At 61.5% G+C, this 16880-nt stretch carries 13 protein-coding genes, 1 tRNA gene and 1 pseudogene; 3 read left to right on the top strand and 12 right to left on the bottom strand.

Features of this window, described 5'->3' with window-relative positions; translation table 11 throughout:
- The coding region (locus ACODTO_RS22180) for a beta strand repeat-containing protein (RefSeq protein WP_489107050.1) at positions 1 to 2340 on the top strand (2340 nt) is incomplete at its 5' end.
- Between the two features lie 134 nt (positions 2341 to 2474).
- Here the strand turns inward: ACODTO_RS22180 and ACODTO_RS22175 are convergent.
- The gene (locus ACODTO_RS22175) at positions 2475 to 3104 is read right to left on the bottom strand and encodes a LysE family translocator (RefSeq protein ID WP_464710626.1); all 630 of its coding nucleotides are present in this window, start codon (positions 3102 to 3104) and stop codon (positions 2475 to 2477) included.
- Positions 3105 to 3245: 141 nt separating this feature from the next.
- On the opposite strand from ACODTO_RS22175, the gene ACODTO_RS22170 reads away from it, so the two are divergent.
- Together ACODTO_RS22170 and ACODTO_RS22165 are read left to right on the top strand one after the other, a co-directional pair.
- Positions 3246 to 3722: an Lrp/AsnC family transcriptional regulator gene (locus ACODTO_RS22170; protein WP_139649725.1), complete on the top strand. Its 477-nt coding sequence runs from the start codon at positions 3246 to 3248 to the stop codon at positions 3720 to 3722.
- A gap of 254 nt (positions 3723 to 3976) precedes the next feature.
- On the top strand, positions 3977 to 4756 hold the full coding sequence (locus ACODTO_RS22165) for an SDR family NAD(P)-dependent oxidoreductase (protein ID WP_139649723.1): 780 nt from the start codon (positions 3977 to 3979) through the stop codon (positions 4754 to 4756).
- Between the two features lie 153 nt (positions 4757 to 4909).
- Here the strand turns inward: ACODTO_RS22165 and ACODTO_RS22160 are convergent.
- From ACODTO_RS22160 to ACODTO_RS22110, 11 genes and pseudogenes are all read right to left on the bottom strand, one after another.
- Positions 4910 to 4983 (bottom strand) — tRNA-Gly (locus ACODTO_RS22160).
- Positions 4984 to 5137: 154 nt separating this feature from the next.
- Positions 5138 to 6022, bottom strand: a complete 885-nt coding sequence (locus ACODTO_RS22155; protein ID WP_139649721.1) for an alpha/beta fold hydrolase — start codon at positions 6020 to 6022, stop codon at positions 5138 to 5140.
- A 310-nt stretch (positions 6023 to 6332) separates the two neighbouring features.
- On the bottom strand, positions 6333 to 7025 hold the full coding sequence (locus ACODTO_RS22150) for a pseudouridine synthase (protein WP_489107049.1): 693 nt from the start codon (positions 7023 to 7025) through the stop codon (positions 6333 to 6335).
- 35 nt (positions 7026 to 7060) lie between these two features.
- Complete coding sequence (locus tag ACODTO_RS22145) at positions 7061 to 7279, bottom strand: cysteine-rich CWC family protein (RefSeq protein ID WP_139649717.1); 219 nt, start codon at positions 7277 to 7279, stop codon at positions 7061 to 7063.
- Positions 7272 to 7883, bottom strand: a pseudogene (locus tag ACODTO_RS22140) (GGDEF domain-containing protein); the annotation flags it as partial. The pseudogene ACODTO_RS22140 and the gene ACODTO_RS22145, both read right to left, overlap by 8 nt.
- 257 nt (positions 7884 to 8140) lie before the next feature.
- Positions 8141 to 9919 (bottom strand): allophanate hydrolase, encoded by a 1779-nt coding sequence (gene atzF, locus ACODTO_RS22135; protein WP_489107048.1) that lies wholly within the window; start codon positions 9917 to 9919, stop codon positions 8141 to 8143.
- Between the two features lie 22 nt (positions 9920 to 9941).
- Positions 9942 to 13583, bottom strand: coding sequence for an urea carboxylase (gene uca / locus ACODTO_RS22130; protein WP_489107047.1), 3642 nt, complete (start codon positions 13581 to 13583; stop codon positions 9942 to 9944).
- 298 nt (positions 13584 to 13881) lie between these two features.
- Positions 13882 to 14523 (bottom strand): urea amidolyase associated protein UAAP2, encoded by a 642-nt coding sequence (locus ACODTO_RS22125; protein ID WP_175364051.1) that lies wholly within the window; start codon positions 14521 to 14523, stop codon positions 13882 to 13884.
- 11 nt (positions 14524 to 14534) lie between these two features.
- Complete coding sequence (locus ACODTO_RS22120; RefSeq protein WP_139649705.1) at positions 14535 to 15260, bottom strand: urea amidolyase associated protein UAAP1; 726 nt, start codon at positions 15258 to 15260, stop codon at positions 14535 to 14537.
- Between the two features lie 14 nt (positions 15261 to 15274).
- Positions 15275 to 16063: an ABC transporter ATP-binding protein gene (locus tag ACODTO_RS22115; RefSeq protein WP_041021089.1), complete on the bottom strand. Its 789-nt coding sequence runs from the start codon at positions 16061 to 16063 to the stop codon at positions 15275 to 15277.
- Positions 16060 to 16875 (bottom strand): ABC transporter permease, encoded by an 816-nt coding sequence (locus ACODTO_RS22110; RefSeq protein WP_041021088.1) that lies wholly within the window; start codon positions 16873 to 16875, stop codon positions 16060 to 16062. The genes ACODTO_RS22115 and ACODTO_RS22110 overlap by 4 nt, the downstream gene beginning before the upstream one ends.
- Between the last annotated feature and the right edge of the window lie 5 nt (positions 16876 to 16880).

Below are 16880 nucleotides of genomic sequence, written 5' to 3'. Positions count from 1 at the left end.
ATGGATTTCGACGGTGGCGCCGGTGTCGACACAGTCGACTATTCGGGCTCGACTGTCGGAGTAAACGTTAATGTCCGTCTCGGGGCGGGAACCCCAGGAACGGGTGGAGATGCCGAAGGCAGCATTTTAACGGGTATCGAAGCTGTCATAGGCTCGGCCTTCAACGACGTCCTTTCCGCCGGCCCGTACACCATAGTCACAGGGGTACGGTTGGAAGGGGGAGGCGGCGACGACATCTACAACATCGGCATGGGGTACACACCCACCATCATCGAGCAGGCCGGTGGCGGCAACGATGAAGTCCGTGTGTCGGTGATCAATCCGAGCGGCACCATCCTGGCTGCAAACGTCGAGCGCCTGACCTACGTCGGCACCGGCGCCTTCACCGGTTATGGCAATGACAGCGACAACGTCATTACCGGCGGTTCGGGTAACGACACGCTGTACGGTGGCGCGGGCGCGGATCAGTTCATCGGCGGTGTTGGCTATGACGGTGCGGGTTATCTCGACAGTAAAGAAGCCGTGACCATCAACCTCAAGACGGGTGTGCATACCGGGATCGCGGCAGGTGATACCTATACCGATATCGAGGTGATCAGAGGATCGAATTTCAACGATACGTTCGTTGGCGATGGTAGTGGTATGGATTTCGACGGTGGCGCCGGTGTCGACACAGTCGACTATTCGGGCTCGACTGCCGGGGTAAACGTTAATGTCCGTCTCGGGACGGGAACCGCAGGAACGGGTGGAGATGCAGAAGGCAGCATTTTAACGGGTATCGAAGCTGTCATAGGCTCGGCCTTCAACGACGTCCTTTCCGCCGGCCCGTACACCATAGTCACAGGGGTACGGTTGGAAGGGGGAGGCGGCGACGACATCTACAACATCGGCATGGGGTACACACCCACCATCATCGAGCAGGCCGGTGGTGGCAACGATGAAGTCCGTGTGTCTGTGATCAATCCGAGCGGCACCATCCTGGCTGCAAACGTCGAGCGCCTGACCTACGTCGGCACCGGCGCCTTCACCGGTTATGGCAATGACAGCGACAACGTCATTACCGGCGGTTCGGGTAACGACACGCTGTACGGTGGCGCGGGCGCGGATCAGTTCATCGGCGGTGTTGGCTATGACATAGCGGGCTATCTCGACAGCAAAGAAGCTGTGACCATCAACCTCAAGACGGGTGTGCATTCGGGAATCGCGGCAGGTGATACCTATACCGGTATCGAGGTCATCAGAGGATCGAGTTTCAACGACATCTTCTATGGCGGTAGTTCGTCCATGATGGTGGATGGCACGGGCGGCCTGGATTTGGTCACTTATGAACAGTCTGATAGCGCGGTGACAATCGACCTGACCAACGGCGGCGCTAACACAGGAGAGGCTGCTGGCCATACCTACACCAATATTGAGATGTTTCAAGGCAGCAGTTTTAACGACACGCTATCGGGCTCCAGTTTGAAGGACATCTTCGTTGGTGGAGCCGGGGCAGATGTCATCGATGGGCGTGCAGGTCTGGACAGTGCTTGGTATATCACAAGCACAACAGGCGTCTCGATCAACTTGCAGACTCAAATCAATCAAGGTGGTGATGCCGAAGGCGATGTATTGCTCAACATCGAACACGTGTTGGGTAGTCACTTCAACGATGTCTTGGTTGGAGACGCGGGTGTCAATTATCTGGAGGGCGGATTGGGCAACGATGTTATTGATGGCGGGGATGGTAATGATTACCTCTATGGCGGGCTGACTTCGTCGATAGGACCTTTCAAAGTCGATAGTTCAGCCAATGGGCCGCAAGCAGACATTTTGTACGGTGGCGGTGGTAACGACACCATCGTCACGGCCGCCAGCGACGAGGGTACCCAAGCCTATGGCGAGGCTGGAAGCGACACTATCACTGTGGCGCATGGCATGGCTGATGGTGGGGAAGGCAACGACCTGTTGACCGGTACAGGCGTGGGCTTTTCACTGTCAGGAGGTCAGGGGGATGACAGACTGATATTGCAGGCCGGCGGTTTTGCTAACGGTGGTGAGGGCGACGATATCTACACCATCAATACTCCAACGTTGGTGACAATTCAGGACGACGGTGTCAGCACTGGCGACAAATTGGTTTTGTCCTATATCAGCAGCTCTGAACTGTTGGTTGATCGCATCGGCGATGACCTCTATCTGCACCGATCAAGCTTCGCCCCAGGGCAGACACCACAAGAAGGTGTGCGGCTCAAGGATTGGTACGCAGGTTACGACACCATCGAACAGATCCAGACAGCTGACATGCAGCTCATCGGCCTGACAGGCATCAAGGAGTTTCCCGATGCCTTGTTTTCCTGAACAGTTGAGTGTCCCTTGTAAGTGAAGAGGAAGGTGACGGTCCAGTGTATTGCACACAGGACCGCCACCTGGCACAACCGCTCGTTCCCCCCGATTCAGGCCCCTATAGGGTCGAGCCCTGACCCCCCACAGCGCTATGACTGCTGTACGAATGTCAGCCGCACTGCAAAACCAATCAACAGGCTCCCAAACAGCCACTGCTGCAGACGCTGAGCGGAAGGGGAACGCTGCAACCAGCGCCCAAGCGCCACACCCATCAGTGCGTAGGCGCAGTCGAACAGCAAGCCAATGCCCACCAGGGCCACGCCGAGGGTTGCAAATTGCCCAAGTACCGGGCCGCCCTGTGGGTCGATGAACTGCGGCAGCAAGATCGAACAGAACAGCAATGCCTTGGGATTGAGCAGGTTGGTCAGCAACCCGCGCCGAATCGCCTGGCCCCAGCGCTGCTTTGCGGGTTCGATACCGGCCGCTTCAAGGCTTGGCAACAAACGAGTCCGCAGGCACTGAAAGCCGATCCATAACAGGTAGGCAGCGCCGACCAGGCGCACCGCGTCGAACGTCCAGGGGGCGGTCTTGAACAATGCCGAAAGCCCCAACGCGGCCAATACGACATGACATCCCCGTGCGATTGCCAAACCCGCCGCCGTCGCCAATGCCGGGCCCTTGCCCTGACGTGCGCCGGTTTGCAGCAACAGGATCATGTCGGGGCCCGGCAACAGGTACACCACCGTCAAGGCCATCAAGAACAACCAGAACTCTGCCATGCCACGCCCCCTTCATACGTTTGAGAGTGCCAGTCTAAGGTGAGAGGGCAGGGCAGGTGCTTGCGAAGTCAGCTTCTAAGCCATGAAAAATTGGCATAACCTGCCAATTATCAAATAAAAGAAAATGGATACTGCTAAATCATGAAACTCGATGCTTTCGATCGCAAGATCCTCGCCGCATTGCAACGCGATGGCCGCCTGAGCAATGTGCAATTGGCCGAGGAAATCGGCCTGTCACCCTCGCCGTGCCTGCGTCGCGTGCGGATGCTCGAAGAGGCCGGCGTGATTCGTGGCTACCAGGCCATCCTTGACCGAGACGAAGTGGGCCTTGGGCTGACGATATTCGTCGGTATCAAGGTTGAACGGCATAACGACGAACAAGCCGAAGCGTTTTACCAGGCTGTCACGGCATTGCCGGAGGTGATTTCAGCGTTCCTGGTATCGGGAGAGTCAGACTTTCTGCTCCAGGTGGTGGTGCCGGACTTGCGGGCGTACGACCGCTTTCTGACGGGGCGGCTGCTCAAACTGCCAGGGGTCAGTGATATTCGCAGTAACTTTGCGATTCATACCGTGAAGACGCCGGGGGCGTTGCCGTTGGGGCATTTGCCTGTGGGCTGAGTTTTCTCCGGCGATGGAGCCCATTGCAATTCCGGCGCCTGGAGAACGGAGTCTTTGATGACGCCCATGCTGCTCCAGACGATCGCAAACTCGTGATACGGCCCTTCGGCATAGGTGCCTTCGGGGAGACAGACCGTCCGCTTCTGGTCATTCCCCGCCGCTCACTGATCTTTAGTGCATCAGTGCGGGCGCTAGCGTCTACTCTGGACTGTCAGACAGTATTTATTTCCTGTGTCGTTCTGTGGAGCCGTGCAATGGTCAAAAGCTGGAGTGGTCAGGTCGCATTGGTCAGTGGCGCTGGCAGTGAACACGGGATTGGTCTGGCTATCGCGCGGCGGCTCGGAGAAGCGGGTGCAAAGCTGATCATCACCGGCAGCAGTAGCCGTATCCATGATCGCGTCGCGCAACTGAATGCGGAAGGTCATGAGGTGCAAGGACGCGCTGCGGATCTTACCCAGCCGGCTCAGGTCGACGAACTGGTGACTTGGGCTGAATCGCTCTGGGGGCGAATCGATATACTCGTGAACAATGCCGGCATGGCGATACAGGGTGAACCTGAAACCTTCTCTGAAGTGGCCAATATGAGCGTCGAGCTGTGGAACACTTCGATTGCCCGTAATCTGACCACTGCCTTTCTGTTGACCCGCGCGGTGTTGCCGGGGATGCAGAATCGTCGTTACGGACGCATCGTCCATGTCAGCTCTACGACCGGCACCCGCGTCAGCAACCCTGGCGAGGCCGCGTATGCGGCGGCGAAAGCGGGGATGGTGGGCATGAATATGAGCTTGGCGCTGGAAGTCGCGCCCTACGGTATCACCGTGAACTCTGTTGCCCCCGGGTGGATCGCGACGCAGTCCAGCACAGCGGAGGAGATGAACGCAGCGCAGTATGTTCCTGTCGGGCGTGCCGGTAGGCCGGACGAGGTCGCCGCAGCGGTGGCTTTTCTGGCTTCCCCGGAGTCCAGCTACATTACGGGCGAGGTGCTCGTGGTGGATGGGGGCAACTGCCTCTCCGAGAACAAAAGCCCCAGATGAGCGCCGGGAACTTCGGCGGTGAGCAGGGGTTAACCGTTCAGCCAGCCCAAGGCGGGCCATTCAAAAAACACCAGACCAAAAAAAACCGGCCACTCAGTGCCGGTTTTTTATATCCCCCGTCAAAACCACAACGACGCGAGACCAGAATTCGATTGGAGCGGGTGAAGGGAATCGAACCCTCGTTATCAGCTTGGGAAGCTGGAGTAATGCCATTATACGACACCCGCTCAGAGCGGCTGACTTTGTACCAGATGTGGGCGCGGATTTGAAGTTTTTCTTTGCCTGGGGTGAGGTTCCGGGTCGACCCAAGCCTCAAACCAGAGCGGTCATTCGCGGGCAAGCCCCGTTGTCGAGGGGGGGCTTGCCCGCGAGGACGCGGTCTCAGATTGCCAGTGCATGGTAGCCCTGCACCTGGCTGTAGCGTGGTCGGCTTTCGTGGTGGCCCGGCTTGAGGAAGCCCAGCAAGGCGTTGCGGCTATCCCGGAAGGCGGCCTTGTGTTCCATGTCCAGGAAGTGCCCGGTGGCTTGCAGTGTGCTGAACGTACTGTGTTGCACATAGTCGGCGAACAGCCTCGCGTCGGCGGCCGAGGTGTACTCGTCCCATTCACCGTTCAGGAACAGTACCGGCACGTTGATGTTTTTCGCCGCCCTTGCGTAGCAGCACAGGTCGCTCTGGAGCACTTCGCTGATGTGGAAATGCATCTGCCCGTATTCATGCTCGGCCAGGTTGCTGACATGGCGATGGTTGAAGCGCTTGAACAGCGGCGGCAGATGTTTGCCGATGGTGCTGTTGACCAGATGCCCCACCCGGTCGCCGTCCAGGTTGCCCAGGTAATCGACGCCACGCTCGAGGTAGTCACGCATCGGCGCATTAAGGATCGGTGAGAACGAACTGATCACCGCTTTTTCGATGCGCCGCGGACGATGGGACAATGCGGTCAATGTGGCGGCACCACCCCATGAGAATGACAGCACGTGTTCGGCGGCGAAATGGTCGATCAGTTCCAGCAGGATCTGGCCCTCGACCTCCTTCGTCAGCATCTTCTCGTGCCGGTTGTGGGGCTTGGATTTGCCTGCGTACGGTTGGTCATACAGCACGACGTTGAATTGCGGATGAAGATTCTTGACGGTCTGTGCAAACGACGCGGTAGTGGCCAGCGAGCCGTTGACCAGAATGATGGTCTTTTGTGCGGCGTCTGCGCGATAGAACTCCGTGTAAACCCGATACTGACCCTGTATATCCAGCACAGCGATTTCTGGCCTCATGTCATAGACTCCTGGCAAGCGGGTATGCGCGCAATGAGATTGCACGGGCAATGTGACAGGTAGGCATTCGCCTGGAAGATAAGGCCCAAGTCGATCCATACAGACCGGTCGACGGGTGTTGTTATTAGGCGGGCAGTCTGTCGGCGGGCAAGGCGGAACCAGAGGGTTCTGGCCGACAAAAAGTTTCTTAGAGGTATGGGGTGACTCATCGGTCACATTTCGGCCGACGGTTTGATTCAAGCAGGGGGACGGCCGTTGCGCAAGTGTCCTTTTGAAAATTGTTCGACACTTCTGCCCGGCGGTCATCGGCTCAGATCAGGCAGACCTCTTCCGGGGTCAAGGCGCGGTATTGGCCCGGCTCGAGATCTGCATCCAGCGAAAGCGGCCCCATGCGTTCGCGGTGCAGGCGCAACACTTTGTTGTCGAAGTGGCCGAACATGCGCTTGACCTGGTGATAGCGCCCTTCAACGATACTCAGTCGCGCCGACTTCGGCCCCAGCAGCGTCAACTCCGCAGGCTGGGTGGTGAGGTCTTCGAAGGCAAAGTACAGGCCACGGGCGAAGGTGACGGCATACTCGGCAGTGATGGTCTGCTCGGTCTCGACGTAGTAGACCTTTGGCAGCTTCGTTTGCGGCTGGGTCAGGCGTCGCGACCAACTGCCGTCATTGGTGATCAGCATCAGCCCGGTGGTGTTGAAATCCAGGCGCCCGGCGATGTGCAGGTCGTCCTTGTCCGGTTCGTCCAGCCAATCGAGCACGGTGGGATGCTGCGGATCGCGCGTGGCACTGACGCAGCCGGCAGGTTTATGCAACATGAAATACCGCGCCGATCGGCCTGCCTGCAGCAGTTCCTCGTCGACTTCGACGCGGCTGAACTCGCGGACCTGGGCGTGCGGGTCGCTGATCACCTGTCCGTCGATGCGCACCCGGCGCGCCACCAACAACAACCGGACCTGTTGGCGATTGAAGCGCGGCAGATTGCTGAGGAAACGGTCGACGCGCATGGGGCATTCAGGCCTGGGAGCGGAGGGCGGGAATCTTACTGGATCGGCTGCTGCTTGGCGCGCAGTTGGTTCTCGACCTGGGCACAGCGCGGGCACAGGCAGGATTGATCGCGCAGCTCGACCGGCAATGCCTCGAGCACGGCCGGGTCGATACTCACGCCGTAACACCAGCAGGTTCGGTCGGCTGTTTTCGGGTTGGCCAGGGTGCAGTCATTGGCGCTGCCGCAGGCAGGGCACAGGTCGGGTTTATTCATAACTGGAGTGAGGCATCTCAACGCAGGTTCGGTTGCTTCCGGTCTGTCGGGCACGTTGCAGTGCATGATCGGTCCGCGACAGCAGGCTGTGCAAGGTGTCGTTGTCCTGCAAGGTGGTGAGGCCGATGCTGATGGTCGCCAACAGTTGCTTGCCACTGCAGAAATAGCGCTGCCTCTCGATGTGCTGACGAATCTTTTCGGCGATTTTCAGACCTGTCTGTCCGTCGGTGTCCTTGAGCAGGACGACAAAGGTGTCGGTACTCCAGCGACACACGATGTCCGAATGCCGCAGGCTATCGCTCAGGTCGCGGGCAAATCCGCTCAGCAGCTGGTCGCTGACGATGTGACCATGGGTGGTGTCCAGTCGCTTGAAATCGTCCAGCTCCACCAGCAGCGCCGTCAAGGGTTTGGGCTCGCGCTGGGCTTCGTGCAGGGTTTGCACGGCCAGCAGGTCGAAGCCACGACGGTTCGGCAATTCGGTCAGGCTGTCGAGGGTGGATTGGGCGTCGATGCGCTGCTGGTAGTGATTGATCAGCCGATAAAGGATGGCCAGGACCGCCAGCGTCACGAGCACGCCGATCAGCAGGTTCAAGTACAGCGTTTTGAGCATGTGGTCACGCACAGAGGCATGGGCTGCGTAATAACCCAGCAACGCAATGATCAGGAAGCCTGTACCGAGCAGCGCCACCACCGCCAGGAGCGGCTTGCGCTGGGAATACAACGGCGAACGGAGCGACATGGCGATTCCCTTGGCACAGACCCAATGAAGTCAGTTTAGTGGCCTTGTGGGAAAAGACATTCAGATTTGCCGGTTTGCAAGATTGTGGCGAGGGGATAAATCCCCTCGCCACAGGGCAATGTTTACTCAAGGGTCGTCAGATAAGCCCGCCATCCCCCCAGATGGCTGATGTCCTGAGCGCCCTCCAGGCCATACGACTCGCAGATGAATCCACTTTCCCAGCGCCCATCGGCCAGTTGCACCTTGCCCAGCCCCAACGGTGCGGGAATGCCAGTCAGGAACGAGCCCAGTTCACTGCTCGGCAGCTCCCAGACTTCGACCTCGATCGCCACGCCGCCTTCACGAACCCGAACCATGCCGGGACGCAAGAGTGGGCCACCGGCCAAGGCATGGAGGCGGTAGTCCGGCGAGCTTTGGGTGGCCTCGATCAGCCGGGCACCGCGTTGCTTGAGCTGCCAGTTCAATGCCAACCCGTCCAGGTGTGCGCCACACACCACCAGTCGCGCCCGGTCATGGCGGGCCGGATGGCCGAGAACGGGCAAGGCCTGGCCCTGTTGACGCTGCAAGGCGTCGGCCACGCTCAAGAGGTATTGATCGGTGAACGCTCGACCGAACAACGTCACGCCCCAGGGCAAACCGTTGGCCATGAACGCGCTGGGCACGGCGACGGCGGCGTAGTCCAGCAGGTTCATGAAATTGGTGTAGTACCCCAGCTCCGAGTTGCGCAACACGGGTTCGGCGGCCAGTTCTGCGAGGGTCACCGGCCGGCCGATGGTCGGGGTAAGTACGCAATCGAGCGCGTCCATGGCCCGGTCGCATTGGGCTTTGAGCGCTTGCAAGCGATAGCGGGCGCGGAAGGTTTGTACGCCATCCACCGTAGGTGCTTTCGCCAATACGGCACGGATGACGGGCAGTACGGCGTCGGGCTCGCGCTCCATCAATGGGCCGGCAACGCTGTAGCGTTCGGCCACCCACGGGCCTTCATAAAGCAGCCGCGCCGCTTCCAGGAACGGCGACAGGTCCAGTTCCACGGCTTCGCCGCCCAGACGTTCGAGGCGCTCAATGGCATCCAGAAACAGTTGCGGACCTTCAGGACAGCCGAAAAACGCCAGGTCCTGTTGGCGCGGCACACCGAAGCGAAAGCGCCGGGGCGTGCCGAACGCGGTGCCATCGTTCCACTGCGGGTTGTGACGACTGTAGTCATCACGAGGGTCTGGACGGGCCGTCAGCGCCAAGAGCTGGCTGGCTTCTTTCGCCGTTCCTGTGAAGGTGGTGACGCAGTCCAGCGTGCGACAGGCCGGAACCACGCCCGCCGTGGAGATCAACCCCAGGGTGGCCTTCAACCCCACCAGATTGTTCAGCGCCGCTGGCACCCGACCAGAGCCGGCGGTGTCGGTGCCCAAGGCAAAACTTGCCACGCCCAAGGCTACGGCCAGCGACGAACCGGCGCTCGAACCGCCTGCCGGATAGTCGGGCAACACACTGTTGCGGCAGGCACCGTAGGGCGAGCGAGTGCCATTGAGTCCGGTGGCGAATTGGTCGAGGTTGGTCTTGCCCAGAGGGATCGCCCCCAGTGCCAGCAACTGCTCGACAATGGTGGCCGAACGGTCCGGTACGTAGGCAAATGCCGGACAGGCTGCGGTGGTTGGAATGCCGGCCAGGTCGATGTTGTCCTTGATGGCAAACGGTACGCCGTACAGCGGCAGGCTCTCCAGGTCGCGGCCTTCCAGCGCGGCCAGGTAGGGTTCCAGTTCCGCGGCCGTCAGCAGGTGGATAAACAGGTGATAGTCCGGGTTCAGTGCCGCGGCTTTTTCCCGCAGGTCCAACAGCAATTTCCGAGGCGTCAGTTCGCCGCTGCGGTAGGCATTACGCAGGTCGTCCAAGCGAAGCGAAAGGTTCATGGTGTTAATCCTTTGATTGAGTTCAGTCATGTTCCAGCACCACGACGCGCTGTCCGGCGCGCACCGCCGAACCGGGCTGGACGCGCACCTCGTGTACCACCCCGGCCACGGGTGCCAGCACCGGTATTTCCATCTTCATCGACTCCAGGATGACCAACACATCGCCGGCGGCGACCCGAGCGCCAACCTTCACCTGAACCTGCCAGAGGTTGCCGGCGATGTGGCTGTCGACGCTCAGTTGACCGTCAGTCAGCTGCGCATCTTCACTCGGCGCGATAGCCGGTTCTTCACTGTCGAAGTGCGCCTGGCCACTGGCGATCCAACGCTCGCGCTCAGCGTCGAAGGCGCCTTGTTGCTGGCGGCGGAACGCGGCGATGCTGTCAGCCTCCAGGGTCAGGAAATGCTGGTAGTCAGCGAGATTGAGCTGGCTCTGCTCGATCTCCAGGTCGAAGCGACCCAGGGGGAAGTCCCGGCGGATGCGCAGCAGTTCGTCGGCGCTGACCGGGTAGAAGCGGATCTGGTCGAAGAACCTCAGCAGCCAGGGTTTGCCGTCGAAGGCGGCGACGTCCCGATAACGATTCCACATCTGCAACGTGCGCCCGACGAACTGATAGCCGCCAGGCCCTTCCATGCCGTATACGCACATGTAGGCGCCGCCGATGCCCACCGAGTTTTCCGCGGTCCAGGTTCGGGCCGGGTTGTATTTGGTGGTCACCAGTCGATGTCGTGGGTCCAGTGGCGTGGCGACCGGTGCGCCGAGGTAGACGTCCCCCAGGCCCATCACCAGGTAGCTGGCGTCGAACACTGTGCGCTGCACTTCATCGAGATTGGGCAGGTCGTTGATGCGCCGGATGAACTCCAGATTGCTCGGGCACCAGGGCGCGTCCTTGCGCACCGTAGTCATGTATTTCTCGATGGCCAGCTGACAGGCCGGATCATCCCAGGACAGCGGCAGGTGGACGATGCGCGACGGCACTTGCAGGTCCTGGGCGGCGCACACTGCGTCCCATTCACCGACGATGAGGGGCAGCAGATCTGCCAGGGGCATTTGCTCGGGTTGGTAATGCACTTGCAGCGAGCGAATGCCTGGCGTCAGGTCGATCACGCCGGCCAGTTGCTTGTGTTCCAACGCCTGCATCAAGGCATGGGCGCGAAAGCGCAGCACCAGGTCCAATTCGGGGGCGCCGATTTCCAGCAGCAGGTGGGTGTCGCCGGCTAATCTCGCCACCATCCGGGTGTCGCCTTGGCCGATATCCAATACCACAGGCGACACGATCCCCTGTGGGAGCGAGCCTGCTTGCGATAGCGGCCTGACAGTCGATGATGCAATGACTGAAAGATCGCCTTCGCGAGCAGGCTCGCTCCCACACTGATCCCATTTCAGGGCCAGTGAGCGGGCGGTGGAGATATCCACCGGCACAAACCGCACCTTGTCTCCCGCCTTGAGTTGCCCCAACTGCCAGAGGTCCGCTTCGATCACCGTCACCGGGCAGACGAAGCCGCCCAGGCTCGGGCCGTCGGGGCCAAGGATGACGGGCATGTCGCCGGTGAAGTCCACGGCGCCGATGGCGTAGGGGTTGTCATGGATATTGGAAGGGTGCAGCCCGGCCTCGCCACCGTCGGCACGGACCCATTCGGGTTTTGGCCCGATCAGGCGCACGCCGGTGCGGCTGGAGTTGAAGTGCACTTCCCAGGCCGTGTCGAAGAACGTCTGGATGTAGCGTTCGGTGAAATATTCGGGTGCGCCGTGGGGACCGTAGATCACGCGGATCTGCCGCACGCTTGGCAGTTCCAGGATCGGCGCGCGCGTTGGCGGCAGTGTCGCGTGCTCGTCCAGCGATGCCAGGTGCAACACGTCGCCAGTACACAACGCTCGTCCGCCGTGGCCGCCAAACTGGCCGAGGGTGAAGGTGCTTTTACTGCCCAGGTAATCCGGCACTTGCACGCCGCCTTGCAGGCACAGGTAACTGCGTGCCCCGGCGCCAGAGATGTTGCCGATCGCGAGGGTGGCGCCGGCAGCAATCGACAACGGTGTATTCATCGGCACCGCTTCGCCGTCGAGCGTGAGGGCAATCACCGCACCGGTCACCGCCACCCGGGCTGCGCAGTTGAAACGCAGCAGCGGCCCGTTCATGGTGATTTCCAATGCCGCCGCACCTTCTTCGTTGCCCAAGAGGCGATTGCCCAGGCGCAGGGAACGGCTGTCCATCGGCCCCGACGGCGGCACACCCACGGCCCAATAGCCGAGGCGGCCGGGATAGTCCTGGACGCTGGTCTGGGTGCCGGGGCTGAGCACTTCGACGGTGTTGGCGCGATAGATCAGCGCTTCCAGGCAGCGGGTCCAGGGCTGGCCGCTGGCAAACGGTGTGTCGAGGAGAATCTGTTGCAGGTACTGGCGGTTGGTCTCGACGCCGTACAGCAGGCTTTCGTCCAGTGCTTGATGCAAGCCCAGGCGTGCCTGCTCGCGGGTGGGCGCCCAACGAATAACCTTGGCGATCATCGGGTCGAAGTAGGGCGGGATCTGGCAACCGGCCTCGACCCAGGTGTCGATGCGCAGTGCTTTGCCGTCGGCATGGGGAAATGCCACGGCGGTCAGCAGCCCCGGGCTTGGCTGGAAATCCCGACCGGGGTCCTCGGCATACAGGCGCGCCTGGATCGCGTGGCCCTCGGCTTTCAAACCTCGGCCCAGCTCGCTCAGTGGCGGCAAGTCACCGGCCGCCAGTTGCACCATCCAGCGCACCAGGTCCACGCCCCACACCTGCTCGGTGACGCCGTGCTCCACTTGCAGGCGGGTGTTCACTTCCAGGAAATAGAAGCGCCCTGCGTCGCTGTCGAACACGAACTCCACGGTGCCGGCGCTGCGGTAGTTCACGGCCTGGGCCAGTTGGATCGCCGCAGCGCAGAGTTCGTCGGCCATGCCCTCGGGCAGGTTCGGCGCCGGGGTTTCCTCGAGGACTTTCTGGTTGCGCCGTTGCACCGAGCAGTCGCGCACGCCCAGGGCGATCACCTGGCCCAGACCATCGCCGAATACCTGCACTTCAAGATGCCGCGCGCGTTCGATGTACTTTTCGATGAACACCCCGGCGTCGCTGAAGTTGTTCTGGCCCAGGCGCTTGACCGCTTCGAAGGATTCGCTCAGGTCGGCGGCGCTGCGACACACGCGCATGCCGATGCCGCCGCCGCCCGCGGTACTTTTGAGCATCACCGGATAGCCGAGCTTTGTACCCGCCAAGAGCGCGGCGTCGAGGCTGTCGAGCAGTTCGGTGCCTTCGAGCAGTGGCACACCGTGCCGGCGCGCCAGGTCGCGGGCGGTGTGCTTGAGACCGAACACACGCAGTTGCTCTGGCGTCGGACCGATGAAGGCAATTCCGGCAGCCTCGCAAGCTTCAGCGAAGGCGGCGTTTTCCGAGAGAAAGCCGTAGCCGGGGTGGATCGCGGTCGCGCCGCTGCTTCTAGCAACCGCCAGGAGCTTATCCACCGCCAGGTAAGTACCGGCCGCCGCGCCTTCGCCCAGGCAGTGGGCTTCATCGGCCTGGAGGATATGCAAGCTGGCGGCGTCGGCCTGGGAATACACCGCCACGCCCTTGACCTTCAGTTCACGCAAGGTCCGCAGGATGCGGCAGGCGATAGCGCCACGGTTGGCGATCAGGATTTTTTCGAACATGGCATTACCCCTCAGGCATGCGTGCTGCCTGAACTGGGATGCGGGCCGTCCCGCAGTTTTCGATGGCCGCCGGGGTCGTCCCCGTGAGCGAAATAATCAATCAACAAACACCGCTGAACCCTGTGAGAGCGGGCTTGCTCGCGAAATCGGTGTGTCAGTCAACATCAATGTCACTGTCGTACCGCTTTCGCGAGCAAGCCCGCTCCCACATGAGGTTGTGGGTGTTAGTGCTATTTGATGCACTGCCCCGACCGGCTCTGGCACAACGCGAACAGCCAGCGGCGAAGGCGGGTGAGTTTCAGTTCCATATCAAAAGCTCCGCTGGCGTGGGGTTGTAGGCGTTGCACGGGTTGTTCAATTGCGGGCAGTTGGAGATCAGGACGATCACGTCCATCTCGGCCCGCAGGTCGACATATTTGCCCGGCGCCGAGATACCGTCTTCGAAGGTCAGGCCGCCATCGGCGGTGACCGGCACGTTCATGAAGAAGTTGATGTTCGGCCCGATGTCGCCCTTGCCCAGCCGACCGTCGTGGGCGCAGGCCCGCAGGTAGTTGTCGCGGCAGCTGTGCATGTAGCGTTTTTCCAGGGCATAGCGCACGGTGTTGCTTTCCTGGGCGCAGGCGCCGCCGAGGGTGTCGTGGCGCCCGCACGTGTCTTCGACGATGGTCAGCATCGGTTGGCCGAGGTTGGAATACAGCACGCTGCCGGTGCTCAGGTAAACGCAGTTCTGCCGGCGCAGGGTGCGCTGCACGTCGTAGCGTTCCTTGGGGTTGGCCAGGCTGTAGAACAGCGTATCGACCGCCTGGTTGCCTTCCAGGTCGAGGATGCGCAGGGTCTGGCCCTTCTTGACCTCCACCAGCCAGGGTTCCCCGGCGGGGATGGTGGCGCGATAGATGGCGGCGTCAGGCTGCTTTTGTACGGTGGCGATGGCGAGTGACATGGCGGCGATCCTCAGGCGAACAGGCGGTCGGTGTTGATGAAGCCGCGCTGGTTTTCCGGGCGCGAATGACGGCAGTGCTCGGCGACGCTGGCGTCGGCGTTCATCCAGCTGAGCTTGAGCGGTTGTGGCGCGTATTGCGGGTTCGGGTCCATCGGGTGTTGCAACGCGGTCAGTACCACCAGGGTGTCCATCGGGGCGTACAGCTCGATGTAATCACCGGCCTTGGAATGGCCTTCGACGAAGTGAAAGCGGCCGGCCTCATCGACGTTGACCCGGCTGAACAGGTTGAGAGTCATCAGCAGGTCGGACAGGCCCAACCCCCATTTGCCCAGCTCCACCAGCAGGTTGTCGGTGCCGTTGCGAAAGAACCCGTTGCGCAGTTCCTGATAGCGGCCCTGACCGTATTTTTCAGCGACTTCCTCGGCACAGAGCACGCCGCCCAGGCTATCGCTCCAGCCGCAGGTGTCGGCGGTGATGGCCGCCAGCACCCGGCCCATGTCGGAGTAGAGGCAATGGCCGGCGGTGAGCTTGGCGGTGTGTTGGCATTTGAGGCTGTCGGGCAGGTTCAGGCGTTCGGTTTTTTCGTTGGCATTGAGCAGTGTCAGGCTCACGTTGGCCCCGCCGCGCAGATCGGTCAGGCGCAGCAGTTGGCCGCGCTTGAGCACGAAGGAACGGTGGCCGCCGCCGGGCAGCAGTTCTTCGGCGAAAGGTGTAAACAATTGGGTCGAATCGGTCATGGCAAAAACTCCTTTCAAGCGATACGCAACGTGCCGGCCAGTTCGGCGGGCAGGGCGTCGACGGCGGCACGGGCGGTGCGGCGGTCGCTGTTCAATGGAATGTCGTAGGTAATACGTGCGCCGTAGGCGCCGGGGGCGTGCGGGTCGACACGGACCTTGTCGAACACCAGCAGGCGCGTGCCGAGGCTGAAACCTTCGCTCAGGTCGTGGGTGACCATGAACACCGTCAGCCGGGTTTCGCGCCACAGCTCCAGCAACAGGCTGTGCATGTCTTTGCGAATGCCCGGGTCGAGGGCGCCGAAGGGCTCGTCCAGCAGCAGGACACGCGGCTTCATGATCAGTGCCTGGGCGATCGCCAGTCGCTGTTGCATGCCCCCGGACAGTTGCGCCGGGTATTTATCCAGCGCATGGCCCAGGCCGACCTTGTCCAGCAGTTGCGCGGCGTCTTCGCGGGCCTGGCGCTTGGCGCTGCCGAACAGGCGGCCCAGCAGCGGCGAGCGCGGCAACTCCAGGCCCAGGGTCACGTTGTCCAGCACGCTCAGGTGCGGGAACACCGAATAACGCTGGAACACCACGCCCCGGCTGGCATCCGGTTCGCCGGCCAAGGGCTCGCCGTCCAGTAGAATCTGCCCGCGGCTGGCGCGTTCCTGGCCTAGCAGCAGACGCAGGAAGGTCGACTTGCCGCAACCCGAAGCGCCCACCAGGGTGCAGAACTCACCCTCGGCGACCTTCAGGTTCAAACGCTCCAGTACCACCTGATCGGCGTACTGTTGCCAGACATTGTTCACCGTAATGAAGCTCATGCCTTCGCCCCCTCGTACCAGGGGAACGCTTGCCGGGTCAGGCGCTTGAGGCCCCAGTCCATCAGCCAGGCGAGCAGGGTGATCCACACCACGTACGGCAGGATCACGTCCATCGCCAGGTAACGACGCACCAGGAAAATCCGATAGCCCAGTCCATCCGTGGAGGCAATGGCTTCGGCGGCGATCAGAAACAGCCAGGCCGAACCCAGCATCAGCCGCAGGGAAATCAACAGGCGCGGCAGCAGTTGCGGCAGCACCACCCGCAGCATCAGCGTCCAGGTCGACGCGCCGAGGGTCTGGGCCTTGATCAGCAGCTCGGATGGAATTTCCCGGGCGCGTTGTTCCAGGTCGCGGGCCAGGCACGGTGTGATACCAATCACGATCAGCATCACTTTCGACAGTTCCCCCAGGCCGAAGACGATGAACAGGATCGGCAGGATGGCCAGCGGCGGCACCATCGACAGCACCGTGAGCAACGGCGATAACGGTGCGCCAAACAGTGGCAGCGTCCCGGCAGCCATGCCCAGGCATAACCCGGCCAGGGCGCTGATGCCCAGGCCGATGGCCAACCGGCGCAGGCTCGACGCGGTGTCTTGCCAGAGCAGGTATTCGCCACTGCGGGCATCTGGTGTGAAGGCCAGGCGTTCGACCGCATCGGCCATTTGCACGGCACTGGGCAGCAGCTTGTCGTTGGGGTTGTCCGTCAACCGTTCGGCCGAGCCCATGAAGTAGGCGAACAACACCAGCGCGAATGGCAGGATCACCAGCAACAAGCGGCTGGGACGATCCGGGTAGCGGTTGATCAGGCGCATGCCAG

It is taken from the genome of Pseudomonas sp. FG13 (genome assembly GCF_057809755.1).
Note: the sequence above shows the minus strand (reverse complement) of the source record. Positions and strands in the feature narration are given on the sequence as shown.